Raw genomic sequence first — 17,704 nt, 5'->3', positions numbered from 1 at the left:
CCATGTCTGCTAACCGTGAAACACCGCTCTGTCGCTACCATTACGACCCATTGGATCGTCTGGCCGACTGTTCACCATCGACCCAGGCCAGTACCCAGTGCTTTTATCTGCAAAAGCGCCTGACCTGCGAGATACAAGGTTCTATAGGGCGCTCGATTTTCCAGCAGGCCGATCAACTCCTCGCGCAACAACAGCGCCAGAACGGCGCCGTCGAAACCACTTTGCTTACCACCGATCAACAACGCTCGGTATTACACGCGCTCAATGCAACGCAGCCTTATGCCCTTGCCTACACGCCTTACGGCCACCGCCCGCCGGAAAACGGTTTGCTTAACTTGCTCGGCTTCAATGGCGAACGGTCGGACCCGGTGACGGGTCATTATTTGCTGGGTAATGGTTACCGGGCATTCAACCCGGTGTTGATGCGGTTCAACAGCCCCGACACTTTGAGTCCTTTTGGAGAGGGAGGGTTGAATACGTATGTGTACTGCGCAGCAGATCCGGTGAATCGGAACGACCCGACGGGCCATGTTTGGCGCCCACTCATGAAGCAATACAGGTTCAGGACCCCATCGACTCGTCGCCCGGCAGATATAATAGGAGGCTCTGAAGAACCTGGCCAAAACATCCCAATAAAACAAAAAACCATGGATTTACCTGAGCGCATTTCTTATGTAAAAAATCCAAAGACTCAAAAAAAACACAGTGAAAGAAGCACTCAACACTGGATTGCCGAAAAATCCGAAACGCCACACAGAACAAATCCCGAAGACATCCCGAACTGGATTGAAAGCGGCGCCAACCTCCCAGACAAAGAGTTAGAAAACTCTGCTCCACTTAAATTCAGCGACGAAGTGCATCGACTAAAATACAGGGAGCGACGAGCAGTAACGCTCGCCGGTAGAAAGGTCAATTCAAATATAATAACCAACTTACCAATGTATGGCCTAGGACCAATTCCTTTTGATTTGGAGGCATTACGCACCTATTACATCAACAGATATACTTTAGAGCCTAAAAACATTCGTGGATAATTCAAGACACCTTATTCAAAAAAACATGGCCTCAAGCGAACTGCATTTTCACACGCGCTGTCAAGGTCGTCCTTTATCGTTGTCTGTTAGAAAATAGCGACATCACTGACGCCCGTTTTTCCGTCTTGTTTCCAACCTTACAAGAAAAGGAATGCAGGCCACAAGAGTTACGCCGGTATAGAGACCGGTCCATTTAGGGATCTAGCCCATGTCAGCGAACCGTGAAACGCTGCTCTGCCGCTATCATTACGATCCATTGGATCGCTTGGCCGATTGCACGCCAACAGCCCAAGTCAGCTCCCAACGTTTCTACCTCAAGGATCGTCTAACCACAGAAGTTCGGGGGACGGCGCAGTGCTCCATTTTTCAACTGGAGGACCAGCTCATGGCGCAGCAACAACGCCAGGAAGACACTGTCCAAACCACTTTTCTCGCCACCGATCACCACCGCTCAGTATTACAAGCGCTCAATGCAACGCAGCCTTGGCCCCTCGTCTACACACCTTACGGCCATCAGCTCCCCGAAACTGGCTTACTCAGCTTGCTTGGTTTCAACGGCGAGCGGTCGGACCCAATGACCGGGCACTACTTATTGGGTAATGGTTATCGAGCGTTCAATCCGGTATTGATGCGGTTTAACAGCCCGGACTCGACGAGCCCATTCGGAAAAGGTGGTTTGAACGCTTATGCATATGGTCAAGGGGACCCTGTTAATACCGTAGATCCTACTGGTCATTACAACCCCTTTAAAAAACCTTTGATTATGCTAGGACTTAGAAAACCTAAGCCTAAATTTGAAACCGTTTTTCACGGCGTACCTTTGAAATTATCTTCTAGCAGGCCAGACATAGGATTTTTTGAAAAAACCACAGAAGTATTTAAAAATACAAAAATTATCGGTCCGGAACATGAACTACCTGCCACCCCCCGCGTCGACTCTTTTCCCGTACGCGAAACATTACTCACACGAGAAAGCCACAGAGTAATCCAACTCGAAAAAGATTTAGCTTATGAATTAAAACGCAGCCCAAAACTTAATTCACGAAGCTTTCAGAAGAGAATGCGTAACGCCTGGACCGAGAAAACTACCCACGAAGCAAACGTCAAAGACTACAATAGAGACGCCGACTGGGTTACGAAAAATGCCTTCGAAGATACCTCAGTTCTTTTCCTAGCCCCGCCGTCTTATGATTGGGCTATCAATAACGAAAAAAAGGCATCGCGCATTCGACAACCACAATAAAAACAACCCCTTCGATCTGATCTTCACGACGCAAGGCGCAATAATCGTTGAACTTTGGAAAAGCAGCAATACAATTCACCGAAGCTTTTAGGAGGTTCGCTCATGTCGACAAGCCAGCGAAATTTCCTCTGCTACCATCGATATGATCCATTGGACCGCTTGGTTGAGTGTGGGCAAACGGCGCAAACCGACACCCAACGTTTCTACTTGAAAGATCGGTTGACCTGTGAAATTCAGGGCGCGAAACAGCGCTCGATTTTCCAGCTCGACGACCATCTGCTGGCGCTACAAAAAACACACAACGGCGTCTTAGACATAGCGCTATTAACCACCGATCTGCAACGCTCGGTATTACACGCGCTCGATGCAACGGGCCTTTCCCCCCTCGCCTACACACCTTACGGCCACCGCGTCCCAGAAAACGGTCTACTCAGTCTGCTCGGCTTCAACGGCGAACGGCCAGACCCGGTAACCGGACATTATTTGTTGGGTAATGGGTACAGGGCGTTCAATCCCGTATTGATGCGCTTCAACAGTCCGGACAGTTTGAGTCCGTTTGGGGCAGGTGGATTGAATTCATATGCCTATTGCGTTGGAGACCCGATAAATCGGAGTGATCCAACGGGGCATACTTGGGGCCCGTTAAAGGCTGTCTTGAGGGAAGCAGGGCTCATGAGGCAATCAAATCCGGTAGTTCAACCCGCAGCCTCGCGAAATCCACCGGCAACAACTGGAGCTACTCCGTTACAGACCTCCAATGCTGAAACCTCGGCACGGACGACTAGAGGCATTATAGAGGTCAGTGCCCTCTCAGTTTTTCCCGCTGAGGATCCCAATCGTGGCTTGCACGCTCGGATATTTTCACTAATTAGAGCGGATATTAGAAGCATCTTAAGGACGGGAGCAAGATATAGACCACCTGTTGTAATAATCGTAAATGACGGACTGAACGACTTTCGAGGTCGACATGTTGTTCCTCGGCCTAGTGTCGGAGAGTCGCCTCCGCCCAGTTACGGAAATTTTTCTCCGCCATCTTACTCAGACGCGATGAAAAACATTAGATCAAGTGATAGGACTATAAAAAAACAAGACACTAAGCCACCCTCCTATTTTCAAAATTAACTTACCCCCCACGCTAAACATATTATGCAGCCCAATCACAAACTTCTTCGACACGCCTACATCGAACGCACCAAAGCCTTTCGGCGTGTAGTCCAGACTGACGATCTACTCGGACGTTTTCCACAATGTTGATGCCGTCCCATATGATCGCTTGTATCGCTACACCGTTGTGCTCTCGTGAGGCCTAGCCCTTATGAGTAACGTTCTCCCTCACCTCCCGCTACCCCACTATCAGAGTTGCTAGTAGGCGACTCTACCCAGTTGCGTCACAGTAACTCTCTAAATGACATACCCTCCAAGGAGTAATGCCCATGCCAGTCGAACACGCAAACCTGCTTTGCCGGTACCGCTACGACCCTTTGGATCGGCTGGTCGATTGCACACCAACGGCCCAGGCAAAATCCCAGCGTTTCTATTTGAAGGATCGCCTGGCTACCGAAATCCAAGGCTCGGCGCAGTGCTCCATTTACCAGCAGGATGACCAGCTCCTGGCGCTACAACAGAGACACAACGGCGCCCTACACATCACCTTATTAACCACGGATCTGCAACGCTCGGTATTACACGTGCTTGATGCAACGGGCCTTTCCCCCCTCGCCTACACACCTTACGGTCACTGCGTCCCGGAAAACGGTCTACTCAGCCTGCTCGGCTTCAACGGCGAACGGCCGGACCCGGTGACTGGGCATTATTTGTTAGGTAATGGCTACAGGGCGTTCAACCCGGTGCTGATGCGCTTCAACAACCCGGACAGTTTGAGTCCGTTTGGAGAGGGTGGGATGAATACCTACACGTACTGCTCTGGAGATCCGCTCAACCGGACCGATCCCACAGGCCGTTCTTCAATCTATGGACTTTTCAAATCGATTGGGCGAAATCTCCACCTAAGAAAATCGACACGAATGGCCACCCCTAATATTAAAGAGGCCAAAATGTCGAATTTCAAAATAATCGACAGCCGTGTCGTAGCATTTGAGAGCTCAACCCCCACGCAACGACAATTAATAATCGAAGCCCACGGCACCCCGCATGGCCCGTGGTCTAAAACGGCAGTAGTCAGTAGTGAACGAAGACTGACGCCACAAAATCTTCACGATGCCGCCACCCGCCATGGGATTAACTTCGGCGATTACGACAACGTGGGTTTGCTTATTTGTTATGCAGGAAAAGGTGGAGGCGGATCTTTTGCCGGTCGCTTTGCAAAACTCACAGGAAAACCGGTAGATGCGTATCGAATTAGGGTAGGCATCTCGCAAACTGGTAGTCCGTTAAAGAAACTTCAACAACATGCTCAATTTCCAGGCACTGCGAACCAATCAATTTTTGCAAGCCTTGAAGGCAGAAGCCTTAGTATTGATCCCGAACACGCGGCCTCAGCAATCCGCTTTACCCCATAAAAAAGCCTGACCGATGTAGAACGGTGCCGAAACACGATAATAAAAAAGGGCGACATAACTGCCGCCCTTTTTCCGTCTTGCCTACAACCTTACGCCGCACTAAACAACTTATGCGGATCAATCACAAACTTCTTCGGCACGCCCGCATCGAACTCGCCATAGCCCTTCGGCGCATCATCCAGGCTGATCACCTGCACACCGACGATTTCAGCAATGTTGATACGGTCCCACATGATCGCCTGCATCAGCTGGCGGTTGTACTTCATCACTGGGGTCTGGCCGGTGTGGAAGCTGTGGGATTTGGCCCAGCCGAGGCCGAAGCGGATGCTCAGGGCACCGATCTTGGCGGCGGCATCGATCGCGCCTGGGTCTTCGGTGACGTAGAGGCCGGGAATACCGATCTTGCCGGCGACACGGGTCACCTGCATCAACGAGTTGAGCACGGTGGCCGGGGCTTCGTGCTTGACGCCGTCATGGCCGTGACCACGGGCTTCGAAACCAACGCAGTCGACGGCGCAATCCACTTCTGGCTCGCCCAGCAGCGCAGCGATTTGCTCGTGCAGCGGGGTGTCGGTGGACAGGTCGACGATTTCAAAGCCCTGGGCCTTGGCATGAGCCAGGCGGACTGAGTTGACGTCACCGATGATCACCACCGCAGCGCCAAGCAGGCGTGCGGAAGCGGCGGCCGCCAGGCCAACCGGGCCGGCACCGGCGATGTAGACGGTGCTGCCAGGGCCAACACCAGCAGTGACGGCGCCGTGGTAGCCGGTCGGCAGGATGTCGGACAGGCAGGTCAGGTCGCGGATTTTCTCCATGGCCTTGTCACGGTCCGGCAGTTTCAGCAGGTTGAAGTCGGCGTACGGCACCAGTACGTATTCAGCCTGGCCGCCGGTCCAGTCGCCCATGTCCACGTAACCGTAGGCACCGCCGGCACGGGCCGGGTTGACGGTCAGGCAGACGCCCGTGTGTTGCTCTTTGCAGGAACGGCAGCGCCCGCAAGCCACGTTGAACGGCACCGACACCAGATCACCGATTTTCAGGTTCTCGACATCGCTGCCTTTTTCGATCACTTCACCAGTGATTTCGTGACCCAGGACCAGACCGGTCTGAGCCGTGGTACGGCCGCGCACCATGTGCTGGTCGGAGCCGCAGATGTTGGTGGAGACCACGCGCAGGATGACACCGTGCTCAATCTTCCTGCCGCGCGGGTCCTGCATTTTTGGATAGTCGATTTTCTGTACTTCGACCTTACCGTTGCCGAGATACACGACACCACGATTACCAGACATGCTTTCACCTCGCTGTTGTTTTTGTGGAACTGCGTTGCCCAGGCAGGCAGCGCGTTGATTGCTCGGGTTAGTGCTTGTGTCTTTGTTTCTTTGTTGTCTGTAAGGGCCTCATCGCGAGCAAGCTCGCGAATGGGCTGCGAAGCGGCCCCAAAAATCTAAAGAACGACAGTGCGATTGGCGTTCAAAAACACCCTTCTTTCGATGTGATACCCCACGGCCCGGGCCAGGGTCAGCCCCTCGATGTCCCGGCCCTTGGCGATCAAATCCTCGGGATAGTGGCTGTGGTCCACCACTTCCACGCCCTGGGCGATGATCGGACCTTCGTCCAGGTCGTTGTTGATGTAGTGCGCCGTCGCGCCGACCAGTTTCACGCCCTTGTTGTAGGCCTGGTGATACGGTTTGGCGCCCTTGAAACCCGGCAGCAGCGAGTGGTGGATGTTGATCGCCTTGCCGTCGAGCTTGCGGCACAACTCCGGCGACAGCACTTGCATGTAGCGGGCAAGGATCACCAGCTCGGCACCGGTGTCTTCGATCACCTGCCACACCTGCCGCTCCTGGGAAGGCTTGTCGTTCGGGTCCAGGGGGAAATGGTAGTAAGGAATCTGGTGCCAGTCGGCCAACGGCTTGAGGTCGGGGTGGTTGGACACCACGGCCACCACGTCCATGGACAACTGGCCGATGCGCTGGCGGTAGAGCAAGTCGTTGAGGCAGTGATCGGCCTTGGACACCATGATCACGACTTTGGGCCGGTAGTTGGGCGGCGTCAGTTCGAAGACCATGCCGAAGGCTTCGGCACGTTCGGCCAGGCCGGCGCGGAAGTTTTGCTCATCAAAGCCATCCGGTTGGCGAAATTCCACGCGAATGAAAAAACGTCCCGAGAGCCGGTCGTCGAAGGAGTGGTGCTCGGTGACGTAGCAGCCCTGCTCGAACAGAAAGCGGGTCACCGCGTCCACCGTACCGAGCACGCTGGGGCAGTCGGCGGTGAGAATCCATGTGTCTGGGGCACGACTCATTGCGGTGACTCCTGTTTGTTATGGCTAACCCCCGCCGAACACAGAACCCTGTGGCGAGGGGATTTATCCCCGTTGGGCTGCGAAGCAGCCCCAAAAAGCTTGATGCAATCGGCCTGATACACCGAGCTGGCTGGTTGAGGGCTGCTTCGCAGCCCAGCGGGGATAAATCCCCTCACCACAAAAGTGTTCGGCTTTAGAACGTGTTTTCAGGCCTGCACGCTCAAGCCATACTCAGCCGCGGCATCCTGCAACCACAGCCACCAGTAATCGGAGAAGCTGCGGCGGATCACCAGTTCCCAGGTGTCTTCGCCCGTGTGGCGGATCACCAGTTGCGACTTGGCGAACACCGTGCCCACGGCCTTGCCCACCGGGAAGTTGCTCGGGTGTACATCGTAGCTGGTGGATTTCATCAGCACGTCGCGCACGTTCGGACCGGACAGCTCGAGGATCTGCTGGCCGCCGCTGACGTTGACGATCTGGATGTGCAGGTCGCCCAAAGCTTCACGCAGTTTCTGCTCGGCGGCGAACTCTTCGCCGGTGGGCACCACCAGCAGCCACTCGTCCGGGCCGAGCCATTGCAGGCTGGTTTCACCCTTGACGATAACGGTCAGGGCGCCTGGCAATTCCAGGCCCAGGGCCTTGTGCACGCCGGCGGCGAACGCCGGGTCGTGGCCGTCGCCACGAAGGGTCAGGTGGCCCAGGAGTTTTTTCTCGCGCACGGTGACACCGGCGTTCTTGCGGCCCTTGCCCACCAGGCTGGCGAGGTCGGCATGGTGCAGCGACGACTCGGCCTTGGCCCCGGTGGTTGGGCGTTGTTGGTACACGTTGACTGCGGTCATGTGGAGCACCTGTCTCGTAGATTGATCGTTCCCACGCGCTGCGTGGGAATGCCGCCATGGACGCTCTGCGTCCGCTTTTGGGACGCTCTGCGTCCCGGGATGCATTCCCACGCAGGGCGTGGGAACGATCAGGTATCAAATATTCTGCCGGTCGCCCTTCGGATCGAAGAACACCGAAGAAACGATCTCTGCCTCGATCACGCTGCCGTCGGCCAATGGCGCGAACACGCGCTCGCCCATCCGCTTGAGGCCGCCCCTGACCACACCCATGGCAAATGAATAACCCAGGGAGTTGTGGGCATAGCTGGAGGTCACGTGGCCAACCATGGTCATCGGGATCGCCTGCTTGGTGTTGAACACCAGTTGCGCGCCTTCCGGCAGCCAGACATTCGGGTCGATCGGCTTGAGGCCCACCAGTTGCTTGCGGTCTTCACGCACGCAATCTTCGCGATTCATGCCGCGCCAGCCGATCCACGAGAACGGTTTGGTGCGGCCTACGCACCAGCCCATGTTCAAGTCGTCCGGGGTCATCGAGCTGTCAGTGTCCTGGCCGACGATGATGAAGCCCTTCTCGGCCCGCAGTACGTGCATGGTCTCGGTGCCGTACGGGGTCAGGTTGTATTTCTTGCCCGCCTCGACGATCTGCTCGAGCACGCCCATGGCGTAGTCGGCCTGCACGTTGATTTCGTACGACAGTTCACCGGTGAACGAGATCCGGAACACCCGCGCCGGCACGCCGCCCACCAGGCCTTCCTTCCAGGTCATGAACGGGAACGCGTCCTTGTCCAGGTCGATGTCAGTGACTTCGCTCAGCAGCTTGCGGCTGTTGGGGCCCGACAGGGTCATGGTCGCCCAGTGATCGGTGACCGAGGTGAAGTACACCTTCAGGTCCGGCCATTCGGTCTGGTGATAGATCTCCAGCCATTGCAGCACGCGCGCCGCGCCGCCCGTGGTGGTGGTCATCAGGAAGTGGTTGTCCGCCAGACAGGCCGTTACGCCGTCGTCGAAGACCATGCCGTCTTCCTTGCACATCAGGCCGTAGCGGGCCTTGCCCACGTCGAGCTTGGTCCAGGCGTTGGTGTAGACGCGGTTGAGGAACTCACGGGCATCCGGGCCCTGGATGTCGATCTTGCCCAGGGTCGAGGCGTCCAGCAGGCCGACGCTGTCACGCACCGCCTTGCATTCGCGCTTGACGGCGGCATGCAGGTCTTCACCGTTTTTCGGGAAGTACCAAGGGCGCTTCCACTGGCCGACGTCCTCGAATTCGGCACCGTTCTTCACATGCCAGGCATGCAGCGCGGTGAAACGTACCGGCTCGAAGATGTGCCCACAGTGCCGGCCAGCCACCGCGCCGAAAGTCACCGGCGTGTAGTTCGGACGGAACATGGTGGTGCCCATCTGCGGGATGCTCACGTTCAGCGAACGAGCCGCGATGGCCAGGCCGTTGACGTTGCCCAGCTTGCCCTGGTCAGTACCGAAGCCCAGTGCGGTGTAGCGCTTGACGTGTTCCACCGACTCGAAGCCTTCGCGGGTGGCGAGTTCGATGGCGGCGGCGGTGACGTCGTTCTGCAGGTCGACGAATTGCTTCGGCGCCCGTGCGGTGGATTTTTCATGAGGCACCTGGAACAGCGCCAGGGTTGGCTCTTCATGACGGCTCAGGGCTTTGGGCAAGACGCCTTCCACTGCCTTGAAGCCGGCTTCGCTGGCCGCGCGCACGCCGCCCTCGAAGCCATCGGCCAAGGTATCGCCGAGGCTGTAGACACCGTTCACGCCGCCGACGCATACGCGCTTTTGCGGTGCTTCGCCCGGTACGAAACCGAGGATGTCTTCACGCCAGATCGGCTTGCCGCCCAGGTGCGACGCCAGGTGAACCACCGGGCTGTAGCCGCCGGAGCTGGCCACCAGGTCGCAGTCCAGCCATTCGCCAGGGCTGGTGACTTTATGGGCACGGACGTCGATCGCGGCAACACGTGCGCCGGTGACGCGCTTGCTGCCACGGGCTTCGATCACGGCGCTGCCGGTGAGGATGCGGATGCCCTTGGCGCGGGCTTCTTCCACCAGCGCGCCACGCGGGTTGCTGCGCGCGTCGGCCACGGCCACCACTTGCAGGCCGGCGTCGAACCAGTCCAGGGCCACGCGATAGGCATGGTCGTTGTTGGTGCTCAGCACCAGTTTCTTGCCCGGTGCCACGCCGTAGCGACGCACGTAGGTGGACACCGCGCCGGCCAGCATGTTGCCCGGCACGTCGTTGTTGCCGTAGACCAGCGGACGCTCGCAGGCACCGGTCGCCAGGACCACGCGCTTGGCGCGGACGCGGTTGATGCGCTGGCGAACCTGGCCGATCGGTGCGCGGTCACCAAGGTGATCGGTGAGGCGCTCGTGGATGGTCAGGAAGTTATGGTCGTGGTAACCGTTCACCGTGGCGCGAGGCAGCAACACCACTTCTGGCATCGCGCGCAGTTCGGCCACCGCCGCAGCGACCCATTCGGTCGCGGGCTTGCCGTCCAGGCTCTCGCGGGAGTCGAGCAGGCTGCCACCGAACTCTTCCTGCTCATCGGCGAGGATGACGCGCGCACCGCTGCGGGCCGCGGCCAGTGCGGCGGCCAAACCAGCAGGGCCAGCGCCGACGACCAGCACGTCGCAGTGGCGGTTCATGTAGTCGTAGGTGTCCGGATCGTTCTCGGTCGGCGAGCGACCCAGGCCTGCGGCCTTGCGGATGTACTTCTCGTAGGTCATCCAGAACGATTGCGGGTACATGAAGGTTTTGTAATAGAACCCCGGCGGCATCAGCTTGCCGCCGACCTTGCCGAGAATGCCCATCATGTCGTTGTTCACGTTCGGCCAGCCGTTGGTGCTGGTGGCGACCAAACCTTGGTACAGCGCCTGTTGCGTGGCGCGCACGTTCGGGATCTGCGTGGCTTCGGTGGCCCCGAGCTGCAGCACGGCGTTCGGCTCTTCTGCGCCGGCGGCGAAGATGCCGCGCGGGCGGGAATACTTGAAGCTGCGGCCAATGATGTCGACGCCGTTGGCCAGCAGTGCAGCGGCCAGGGAATCGCCCTCGAAGCCTTTGTAGGTCTGGCCGTTGAAGGTGAAGCTCAGCACTTTGTTGCGGTCGATCCGTCCGCCGTTGGACAGGCGATTGATCTGGCTCATACCTTCTCTCCCAGAGCCTGTGCAGCCGCTTTCGGACTGTCAGCCTTGTCGGTGAACTGCGGCTTTTGGCCGATCTTGTAGGTTTCGAGAATCTCGTAGGTCACGGTGTCACGGGTCACGTTGAAGTACTGGCGGCAACCGGCGACGTGGTCCCACAGTTCATGGTGCAAGCCGCGTGGGTTGTCACGGAAGAACATGTAGTCACCCCACTCCTCGTCGGTGCAGGCGTTCGGATCCAGCGGACGCGGGATATGCGCCTGGCCGGATGCGTGGAATTCCTCTTCGGAGCGCAGTTCGCCGCAGTGAGGACAGAAGATGTGCAACATAGGGATTTCTCCTGTTAGTGGGCGACGGCAGCAGCGCCGTGTTCGTCGATCAGTGCGCCGTTGTGGAAACGGTCGATGGAAAACGGCGCGGCCAGTGGGTGCATTTCACCCTTGGCCAGGCTTGCAGCGAAGACGTTGCCCGAGCCCGGGGTGGCCTTGAAGCCGCCGGTGCCCCAACCGCAGTTGAAGAACATGTTCGGCACCGGGGTCTTGGAGATGATCGGGCAGGCGTCCGGCGTGGTGTCGACGATGCCGCCCCACTGACGGTTCATGCGCACCCGCGAGAGCACCGGGAACATTTCGACGATGGCCTGGATGGTGTGCTCGATCACCGGGTACGAACCACGCTGGCCGTAGCCGTTGTAGCCGTCGATACCGGCGCCGATCACCAGGTCGCCCTTGTCGGACTGGCTGATGTAGCCGTGCACGGCGTTGGACATGATCACGCTGTCGATGATTGGCTTGATCGGTTCCGACACCAGCGCTTGCAGCGGGTGGGACTCGATCGGCAGGCGGAAGCCGGCGAGCTTGGCCATGTGTCCGGAGTTACCGGCGGTCACCACGCCGACGCGCTTGGCGCCGATGAAGCCCTTGTTGGTTTCCACGCCGATGCACACGCCATTTTCCTTGCGGAAACCGATCACTTCGGTCTGCTGGATCAGGTCCACGCCCAACGCGTCCGCCGCCCGGGCAAAGCCCCAGGCCACGGCATCGTGACGGGCCACGCCGCCGCGACGCTGGACGGTGGCGCCCATCACCGGGTAGCGGGTGTTTTTCGAGCAATCCAGGTAGGGGATCTCGTCGGCCACTTGCTTGGCGTTGAGCAGCTCGCCGTCCACGCCGTTGAGGCGGTTGGCGCTGACCCGGCGCTCGGAATCACGGATGTCCTGCAGGGTGTGGCACAGGTTGTAGACACCACGCTGCGAGAACATCACGTTGTAGTTCAGGTCCTGGGACAGGCCTTCCCACAATTTCATCGCGTGTTCGTACAGGTGGGCCGATTCGTCCCACAGGTAGTTGGAGCGCACGATGGTGGTGTTGCGCGCGGTGTTACCGCCGCCCAACCAGCCCTTCTCGACCACGGCCACGTTGGTGATGCCGTGTTCCTTGGCCAGGTAATAGGCGGTCGCCAGGCCATGCCCGCCACCGCCGACGATGACCACGTCGTAGACTTTTTTCGGTGTCGGCGTACGCCACATCCGCTGCCAGTTTTCGTGATGGCTGAGAGAGTGTTTGAAGAGGCCGAAGCCCGAATAGCGTTGCATAGTCATTACTCCAAAACCGACTCAGCGATAAACCGGGAAGTCCGCGCACAGGGCCGCTACTTGCTGCGCGACATTGGCCTCGACATCGGCGTCGCCGAGGTTGTCGAGAATGTCGCAGATCCAGCCGGCCAGCGTGACGCACTGGGTCACCTTGAAACCACGCGTGGTCACCGCCGGGGTGCCGATGCGCAGGCCCGAGGTCACGAACGGCGATTGCGGGTCGTTCGGCACGGCGTTCTTGTTGACGGTGATGTGGGCGCGGCCCAGGGCAGCATCGGCGTCCTTGCCGGTCAGGCCCTGACGGATCAGGCTGACCAGGAACAGGTGGTTATCGGTACCACCGGACACTACATCGTAGCCGCGCTTGATGAAGACGCCAGCCATGGCCTGGGCGTTATCGATCACTTGCTGCTGATAAGCCTTGAAGCCAGGCTCCGCCGCTTCCTTGAAGCACACCGCCTTGCCGGCGATCACGTGCATCAACGGGCCGCCCTGGGCGCCGGGGAATACCGCGGCGTTGAGCTTCTTCTCGATCTCTTCGTTGGCCTTGGCCAGGATCAGGCCACCACGCGGACCGCGCAGGGTCTTGTGGGTGGTGGTGGTGACCACGTCGGCGTAAGGCAGTGGATTAGGGTACAGACCGGCGGCAACCAGACCGGCCACGTGGGCCATGTCGACGAACAACAGAGCACCGACCTTATCGGCGATCTGGCGGAAACGTGGGAAGTCCAGGGTCTTGGAGTAAGCGGAGAAACCGGCCACGATCATTTTCGGCTTGTGCTCGACCGCCAGGCGCTCGACTTCGTCGTAGTCGATCAGGCCGGTGGTGGTGTCGATGCCGTATTGCACCGCGTTGTAGAGCTTGCCCGAGGACGACACCTTGGCACCGTGGGTCAGGTGACCGCCGTGGGCCAGGCTCATGCCCAGGATGGTGTCGCCGGCCTGCAGCAGGGCCAGGTATACGGCGCTGTTGGCCGAAGAACCGGAGTGCGGCTGGACGTTGGCGTAATCGGCACCGAACAGTTGCTTGGCGCGCTCGATGGCCAAGGCTTCCACTTTGTCGACGTGCTCGCAGCCACCGTAGTAGCGCTTGCCTGGATAGCCTTCGGCGTACTTGTTGGTCAGGCCGCTGCCCTGGGCCTCCATCACGCGCTTGCTGGTGTAGTTTTCTGACGCGATCAGTTCGATGTGATCTTCCTGGCGTTGCTCTTCGGCGTTCATCGCCGCCAGCAGTGCATCATCGTAGCCTTGGATTTGGTCTTGCTTGCTGAACATCGCGTCTCTCCCAGCGGCGGCGGTGCGCCTTTCGTCTCGGTGAGGCACGGACCGTTCGGTCGTGCCCTTTGGATGCGATGGTATGGCTGGCGCAGGCATGTCAAATGCCTATGGACGCCACGCAAAGGTGCGTTTACGACATGCACTCAAATGGAATGGAACACCGACCCTGTAGCGAGGGAGCTTGCTCCCGCTCGACTGCGAAGCAGTCGCAAAACCGGCAAACGCGGTGGACCTGACAAATCGTATTCTCAGGCCTTGGGGCTGCTTCGCAGCCCAGCGGGAGCAAGCTCCCTCGCCACAAGGGGTTATGCGGCGATCTGGCGAACCACGAGCAACACCAGAAAATGCGCCGGATAAAGGCCATACGCCCAACGCCGCATCGCTGGAGGATGAAAACGACCGGCCTGTCGCAAAACCACCCACCCAAGCCCTGGCGCGATCAGGCAAGCCAACAACCCCCAGAGCGCCACCGCATCCCCCAGCCACGCCGCGCCATACAACACTCGCCATTGATTGGCCGCCACGCAGACTACCCCTGGCAAAGCCGCGAAATACCAGGGTCGGCGCAACACCAGTAGCGCGGCCAGCGGCAGCAGCACACCGAAGAACCCGAACATCAGCCGCGACGAAAACAGCGCCGCCAATAGCAACGCCATCGCGGCCAGGCACCGCGCCTCCAGGGTGGGCGTCTGCCAGCAGCGCGCCACCAACAACCCCAACACCAGGGTTGGCATCACATTCAGGGTGGTGGGGTCGGGAATGAACAAGCGGTAAGGGATTTCACTGACGGCACTGAATAGCAGCAACCAGCCCAGGTAACGCCATGGAGCGACGTGGGTTCCACCGCGCCCCAGGTTCGCCGCCATCGCCAAGCAGAACCACGGGAACGCCAACCGTCCTGGCACATACAACCAATCGACGGAAAAACCGACATATCGCAGATGATCGAGGACCATCGACAAAAGAGCCAGCCACTTGAGCAGGTCCAGGGCGCCGTCACGCCGGCTCATGTGTATAGCGGCCCGAAGACCTTGTGACTTTCTGACAGCAACATCCGGTGTGTTCCCCCGCTAATCTTGGGTAAAGTGCGCACCAGTATCGACCACGGCGCTGTGGACCCAAACACGCCGAACCATGGAACGCCCCATCCAGGCATTCCGCCAGGGATCTCTTTACCCAGGACTCTCTATTCAAGGAGCAAGGCCATGACCGACAAGAGTCAACAGTTTGCCAGCGACAACTATTCCGGCATTTGCCCCGAAGCCTGGGCCGCCATGGAAGAAGCCAACCAGGGCCACCAGCGCGCCTACGGTGACGACGAGTGGACCCATCGCGCGGCGGATGATTTCCGGGCCTTGTTCGAAACCGACTGCGAAGTGTTCTTCGCGTTCAATGGCACGGCGGCCAACTCCCTGGCGCTGTCGTCGCTGTGCCAGAGTTACCACAGCGTGATCTGCTCGGAAACCGCCCACGTCGAAACCGACGAATGTGGCGCGCCAGAGTTCTTCTCCAACGGTTCCAAACTGTTGGTCGCGCGCACTGAAAACGGCAAGCTGACCCCCGAGTCGATCCGCGAGATCGCCCTCAAGCGCCAGGACATCCACTACCCCAAGCCCCGGGTCGTGACCCTGACCCAGGCCACGGAAGTCGGCAGTGTCTACACCCCGGAAGAAATCCGCGCCATCAGCATCACCTGCAAGGAACTGGGGCTGAACCTGCACATGGACGGCGCGCGCTTTTCCAACGCCTGCGCCTTCCTCGGCTGCTCCCCGGCCGACCTGACCTGGAAGGCCGGTGTGGACGTGTTGTGCTTTGGCGGTACGAAAAACGGCATGGCGGTGGGTGAAGCGATCCTGTTCTTCAATCACGACCTGGCCGTGGACTTCGACTACCGCTGCAAACAGGCCGGGCAACTGGCATCGAAGATGCGTTTCCTCTCCGCGCCCTGGGTCGGTTTGCTGCAAAACCAGGCCTGGCTCAAGCACGCCCGCCACGCCAACCACTGCGCCCAATTGCTGGCAGAGCTGGTCAGCGACATTCCAGGCGTGGAACTGATGTTTCCGGTCCAGGCCAATGGCGTGTTCCTGCAACTCTCGGAACCGGCCATCGCCGCGCTGACCGCTCGCGGCTGGCGCTTCTACACCTTCATCGGCAAGGGCGGCGCGCGGTTCATGTGCTCGTGGGATACCGAAGAGGCGCGGGTAAGGGAATTGGCGGCGGATATTCGGGAAGTGATGGCCGGCTAAGTAAAGACTCATTCAAGACCGGGCTCGACCACTGTTGGGCCGGGGACATGATTAACCTGTGGCGAGGGGATTTATCCCCGTTGGGCTGCGAAGCAGCCCTGAAAACCCACAACCGCGCTGTATCAGGCTGACCGAGCTGGCTGTTTTGGGGCTGCTTCGCAGCCCAGCGGGGATAAATCCCCTCGCCACAAGAGCTCATCACCCGCCAGAGAGAACGGATCAGAACTCGATCCGCACATCCCCCTTCGGCACGCTGCAGCACGACAGGATGTAACCCTCGGCCTCGTCGTCCTCGGTGATCCCGCCGTTGTGGTCCATTTCCACTTCCCCGCCCAGCTTCAGCACCTTGCAGGTGCCGCAGATGCCCATGCCGCAGGCCTTGGGGATCATCATGCCGAGCTTGGCAGCGGCGGCGTGCACGGTTTCGCCCGGTCCCACGCGAATGCTCTTGCCAGAGGAGGTGAACTCCACCAGGTGCAGGTCCGCCGCATCGACTTCCGGCGCGTCGGCAGCCTGTTCGGCCTGCTCCACGGCGTCGGCGCGGGCTTCCGGTGGTGTAGCGCCGAAGGATTCCTCGTGATAACGCTTCATGTCGTAGCCAGCCGCTTCCAGCAGGCGCTTGACCGCGGTCATGTACGGGGTCGGGCCGCAGCAGAACACCTCGCGCTCGAGGAAGTCGGGCACCATCAATTCCAGCATCTTGTGGTTCAGATAACCGCGATACCCGGCCCAGGGCTCGCCCAGGCCATGTTTTTCGCAGATCAGGTGCAAGCTGAAGTTGTCGATCCGCGACGCCATGTGTTCCAGCTCGCGGTGATAGATGATGTCCTTGGGCGAGCGGGCGCTGTGGATAAAGGTCATGTCGACATTGGCGTTGGTGTCGTAGAACCAGCGCGCCATGGACATGCACGGTGTGATCCCCACGCCACCGCTCAGGTACAGGACTTTCGGGCTCGGGAAATCGATGGCGTTGAACAACCCCACCGGCCCGTGCACCGCCAGCTCCTGGCCTTCATGCAGGGTGTCGTGCAGCCAGTTGGAAACCTTGCCCCCCGGCACGCGCTTGATGGTCACCGAAAAACTGTAGGGCACCGACGGCGAACTGGAGATGGTGTAGGAGCGCATGATCGGCTGGCCTTCGATTTCCAGCTCCAGGGTGACAAACTGCCCCGGCTTGAAAAAGAACATGATTGGCTGGTCGGCCATGAAGCAGAACGTGCGCACATCCCAGGTTTCCTGGATGACTTTGACGCAACGTACGATATGTCGGCCATTGGCCCAGGTCTGGGTCGTGACCGGGTTCAGGAAGTTATTGGACATGCTGATCTCCACGGCCGACTGCCGGCCTTCATGTTGGCGATTGTGCGCAGGCGCCTGAACGGCCATTTACCTATCTGCGACATTCACATACTTATCGCGACCAGCCCTTAACTACCGGGGCTTGCGCGTCGGGAACAGATTGGGCCATGTCGCCCATGGATAAGGTTCGGCCCCTGCGC

General features: G+C 59.0%; 14 protein-coding genes. 5 read left to right on the top strand and 9 right to left on the bottom strand.

Features of this window, described 5'->3' with window-relative positions; genetic code table 11:
• Positions 1 to 2 precede the first annotated feature (2 nt).
• The 4 genes from BLU76_RS03275 to BLU76_RS03260 all read left to right on the top strand — a co-directional run bounded on the left by BLU76_RS03275 (position 3) and on the right by BLU76_RS03260 (position 4,796).
• Positions 3 to 1,034 (top strand): RHS repeat-associated core domain-containing protein, encoded by a 1,032-nt coding sequence (locus BLU76_RS03275; RefSeq protein ID WP_092221491.1) that lies wholly within the window; start codon positions 3 to 5, stop codon positions 1,032 to 1,034.
• A 208-nt stretch (positions 1,035 to 1,242) separates the two neighbouring features.
• Positions 1,243 to 2,277 carry an RHS repeat-associated core domain-containing protein gene (locus tag BLU76_RS03270; RefSeq protein WP_092221489.1) on the top strand — a complete coding sequence of 345 codons (1,035 nt, stop codon included), beginning with the start codon at positions 1,243 to 1,245 and terminating at the stop codon, positions 2,275 to 2,277.
• A gap of 102 nt (positions 2,278 to 2,379) precedes the next feature.
• Entirely contained in the window at positions 2,380 to 3,399 is a 1,020-nt protein-coding gene (locus BLU76_RS32125) for an RHS repeat-associated core domain-containing protein (RefSeq protein ID WP_092221487.1), read from the top strand.
• A 311-nt stretch (positions 3,400 to 3,710) separates the two neighbouring features.
• Positions 3,711 to 4,796 carry an RHS repeat-associated core domain-containing protein gene (locus BLU76_RS03260; protein ID WP_092221485.1) on the top strand — a complete coding sequence of 362 codons (1,086 nt, stop codon included), beginning with the start codon at positions 3,711 to 3,713 and terminating at the stop codon, positions 4,794 to 4,796.
• 89 nt (positions 4,797 to 4,885) lie between these two features.
• Here BLU76_RS03260 and fdhA read toward each other — a convergent pair whose 3' ends face one another.
• The 8 genes from fdhA to BLU76_RS03220 form a co-directional block, all read right to left on the bottom strand.
• The gene (gene fdhA / locus BLU76_RS03255; RefSeq protein WP_092221483.1) at positions 4,886 to 6,085 is read right to left on the bottom strand and encodes a formaldehyde dehydrogenase, glutathione-independent; all 1,200 of its coding nucleotides are present in this window, start codon (positions 6,083 to 6,085) and stop codon (positions 4,886 to 4,888) included.
• A 155-nt stretch (positions 6,086 to 6,240) separates the two neighbouring features.
• Complete coding sequence (gene purU, locus BLU76_RS03250; protein ID WP_092146317.1) at positions 6,241 to 7,098, bottom strand: formyltetrahydrofolate deformylase; 858 nt, start codon at positions 7,096 to 7,098, stop codon at positions 6,241 to 6,243.
• Between the two features lie 206 nt (positions 7,099 to 7,304).
• Complete coding sequence (locus BLU76_RS03245; protein ID WP_057450497.1) at positions 7,305 to 7,937, bottom strand: sarcosine oxidase subunit gamma; 633 nt, start codon at positions 7,935 to 7,937, stop codon at positions 7,305 to 7,307.
• 135 nt (positions 7,938 to 8,072) lie between these two features.
• Positions 8,073 to 11,090, bottom strand: a complete 3,018-nt coding sequence (locus tag BLU76_RS03240; RefSeq protein WP_092221481.1) for a sarcosine oxidase subunit alpha — start codon at positions 11,088 to 11,090, stop codon at positions 8,073 to 8,075.
• Positions 11,087 to 11,416: a sarcosine oxidase subunit delta gene (locus BLU76_RS03235; protein ID WP_014340581.1), complete on the bottom strand. Its 330-nt coding sequence runs from the start codon at positions 11,414 to 11,416 to the stop codon at positions 11,087 to 11,089. The genes BLU76_RS03240 and BLU76_RS03235 overlap by 4 nt, the downstream gene beginning before the upstream one ends.
• Positions 11,417 to 11,430: 14 nt before the next feature.
• Positions 11,431 to 12,681 carry a sarcosine oxidase subunit beta gene (locus tag BLU76_RS03230; RefSeq protein ID WP_003206307.1) on the bottom strand — a complete coding sequence of 417 codons (1,251 nt, stop codon included), beginning with the start codon at positions 12,679 to 12,681 and terminating at the stop codon, positions 11,431 to 11,433.
• 21 nt (positions 12,682 to 12,702) lie between these two features.
• Positions 12,703 to 13,956 (bottom strand): serine hydroxymethyltransferase, encoded by a 1,254-nt coding sequence (gene glyA, locus BLU76_RS03225; protein WP_003206308.1) that lies wholly within the window; start codon positions 13,954 to 13,956, stop codon positions 12,703 to 12,705.
• 308 nt (positions 13,957 to 14,264) lie between these two features.
• The gene (locus tag BLU76_RS03220; protein WP_092146313.1) at positions 14,265 to 14,969 is read right to left on the bottom strand and encodes a TraX family protein; all 705 of its coding nucleotides are present in this window, start codon (positions 14,967 to 14,969) and stop codon (positions 14,265 to 14,267) included.
• A gap of 195 nt (positions 14,970 to 15,164) precedes the next feature.
• On the opposite strand from BLU76_RS03220, the gene BLU76_RS03215 reads away from it, so the two are divergent.
• A complete protein-coding gene (locus BLU76_RS03215; RefSeq protein ID WP_092221480.1) occupies positions 15,165 to 16,205 on the top strand; it encodes a threonine aldolase family protein in 1,041 nt (346 codons plus the stop codon).
• A 219-nt stretch (positions 16,206 to 16,424) separates the two neighbouring features.
• On the opposite strand, the gene gbcB is transcribed toward BLU76_RS03215, so the two are convergent.
• On the bottom strand, positions 16,425 to 17,525 hold the full coding sequence (gene gbcB / locus BLU76_RS03210) for a glycine-betaine demethylase subunit GbcB (protein WP_060743118.1): 1,101 nt from the start codon (positions 17,523 to 17,525) through the stop codon (positions 16,425 to 16,427).
• Between the last annotated feature and the right edge of the window lie 179 nt (positions 17,526 to 17,704).

The sequence above is a fragment of the Pseudomonas sp. NFACC08-1 genome (genome assembly GCF_900106735.1).
Lineage (GTDB): Bacteria > Pseudomonadota > Gammaproteobacteria > Pseudomonadales > Pseudomonadaceae > Aquipseudomonas > Aquipseudomonas fluorescens_Q.
Note: the sequence above shows the minus strand (reverse complement) of the source record. Positions and strands in the feature narration are given on the sequence as shown.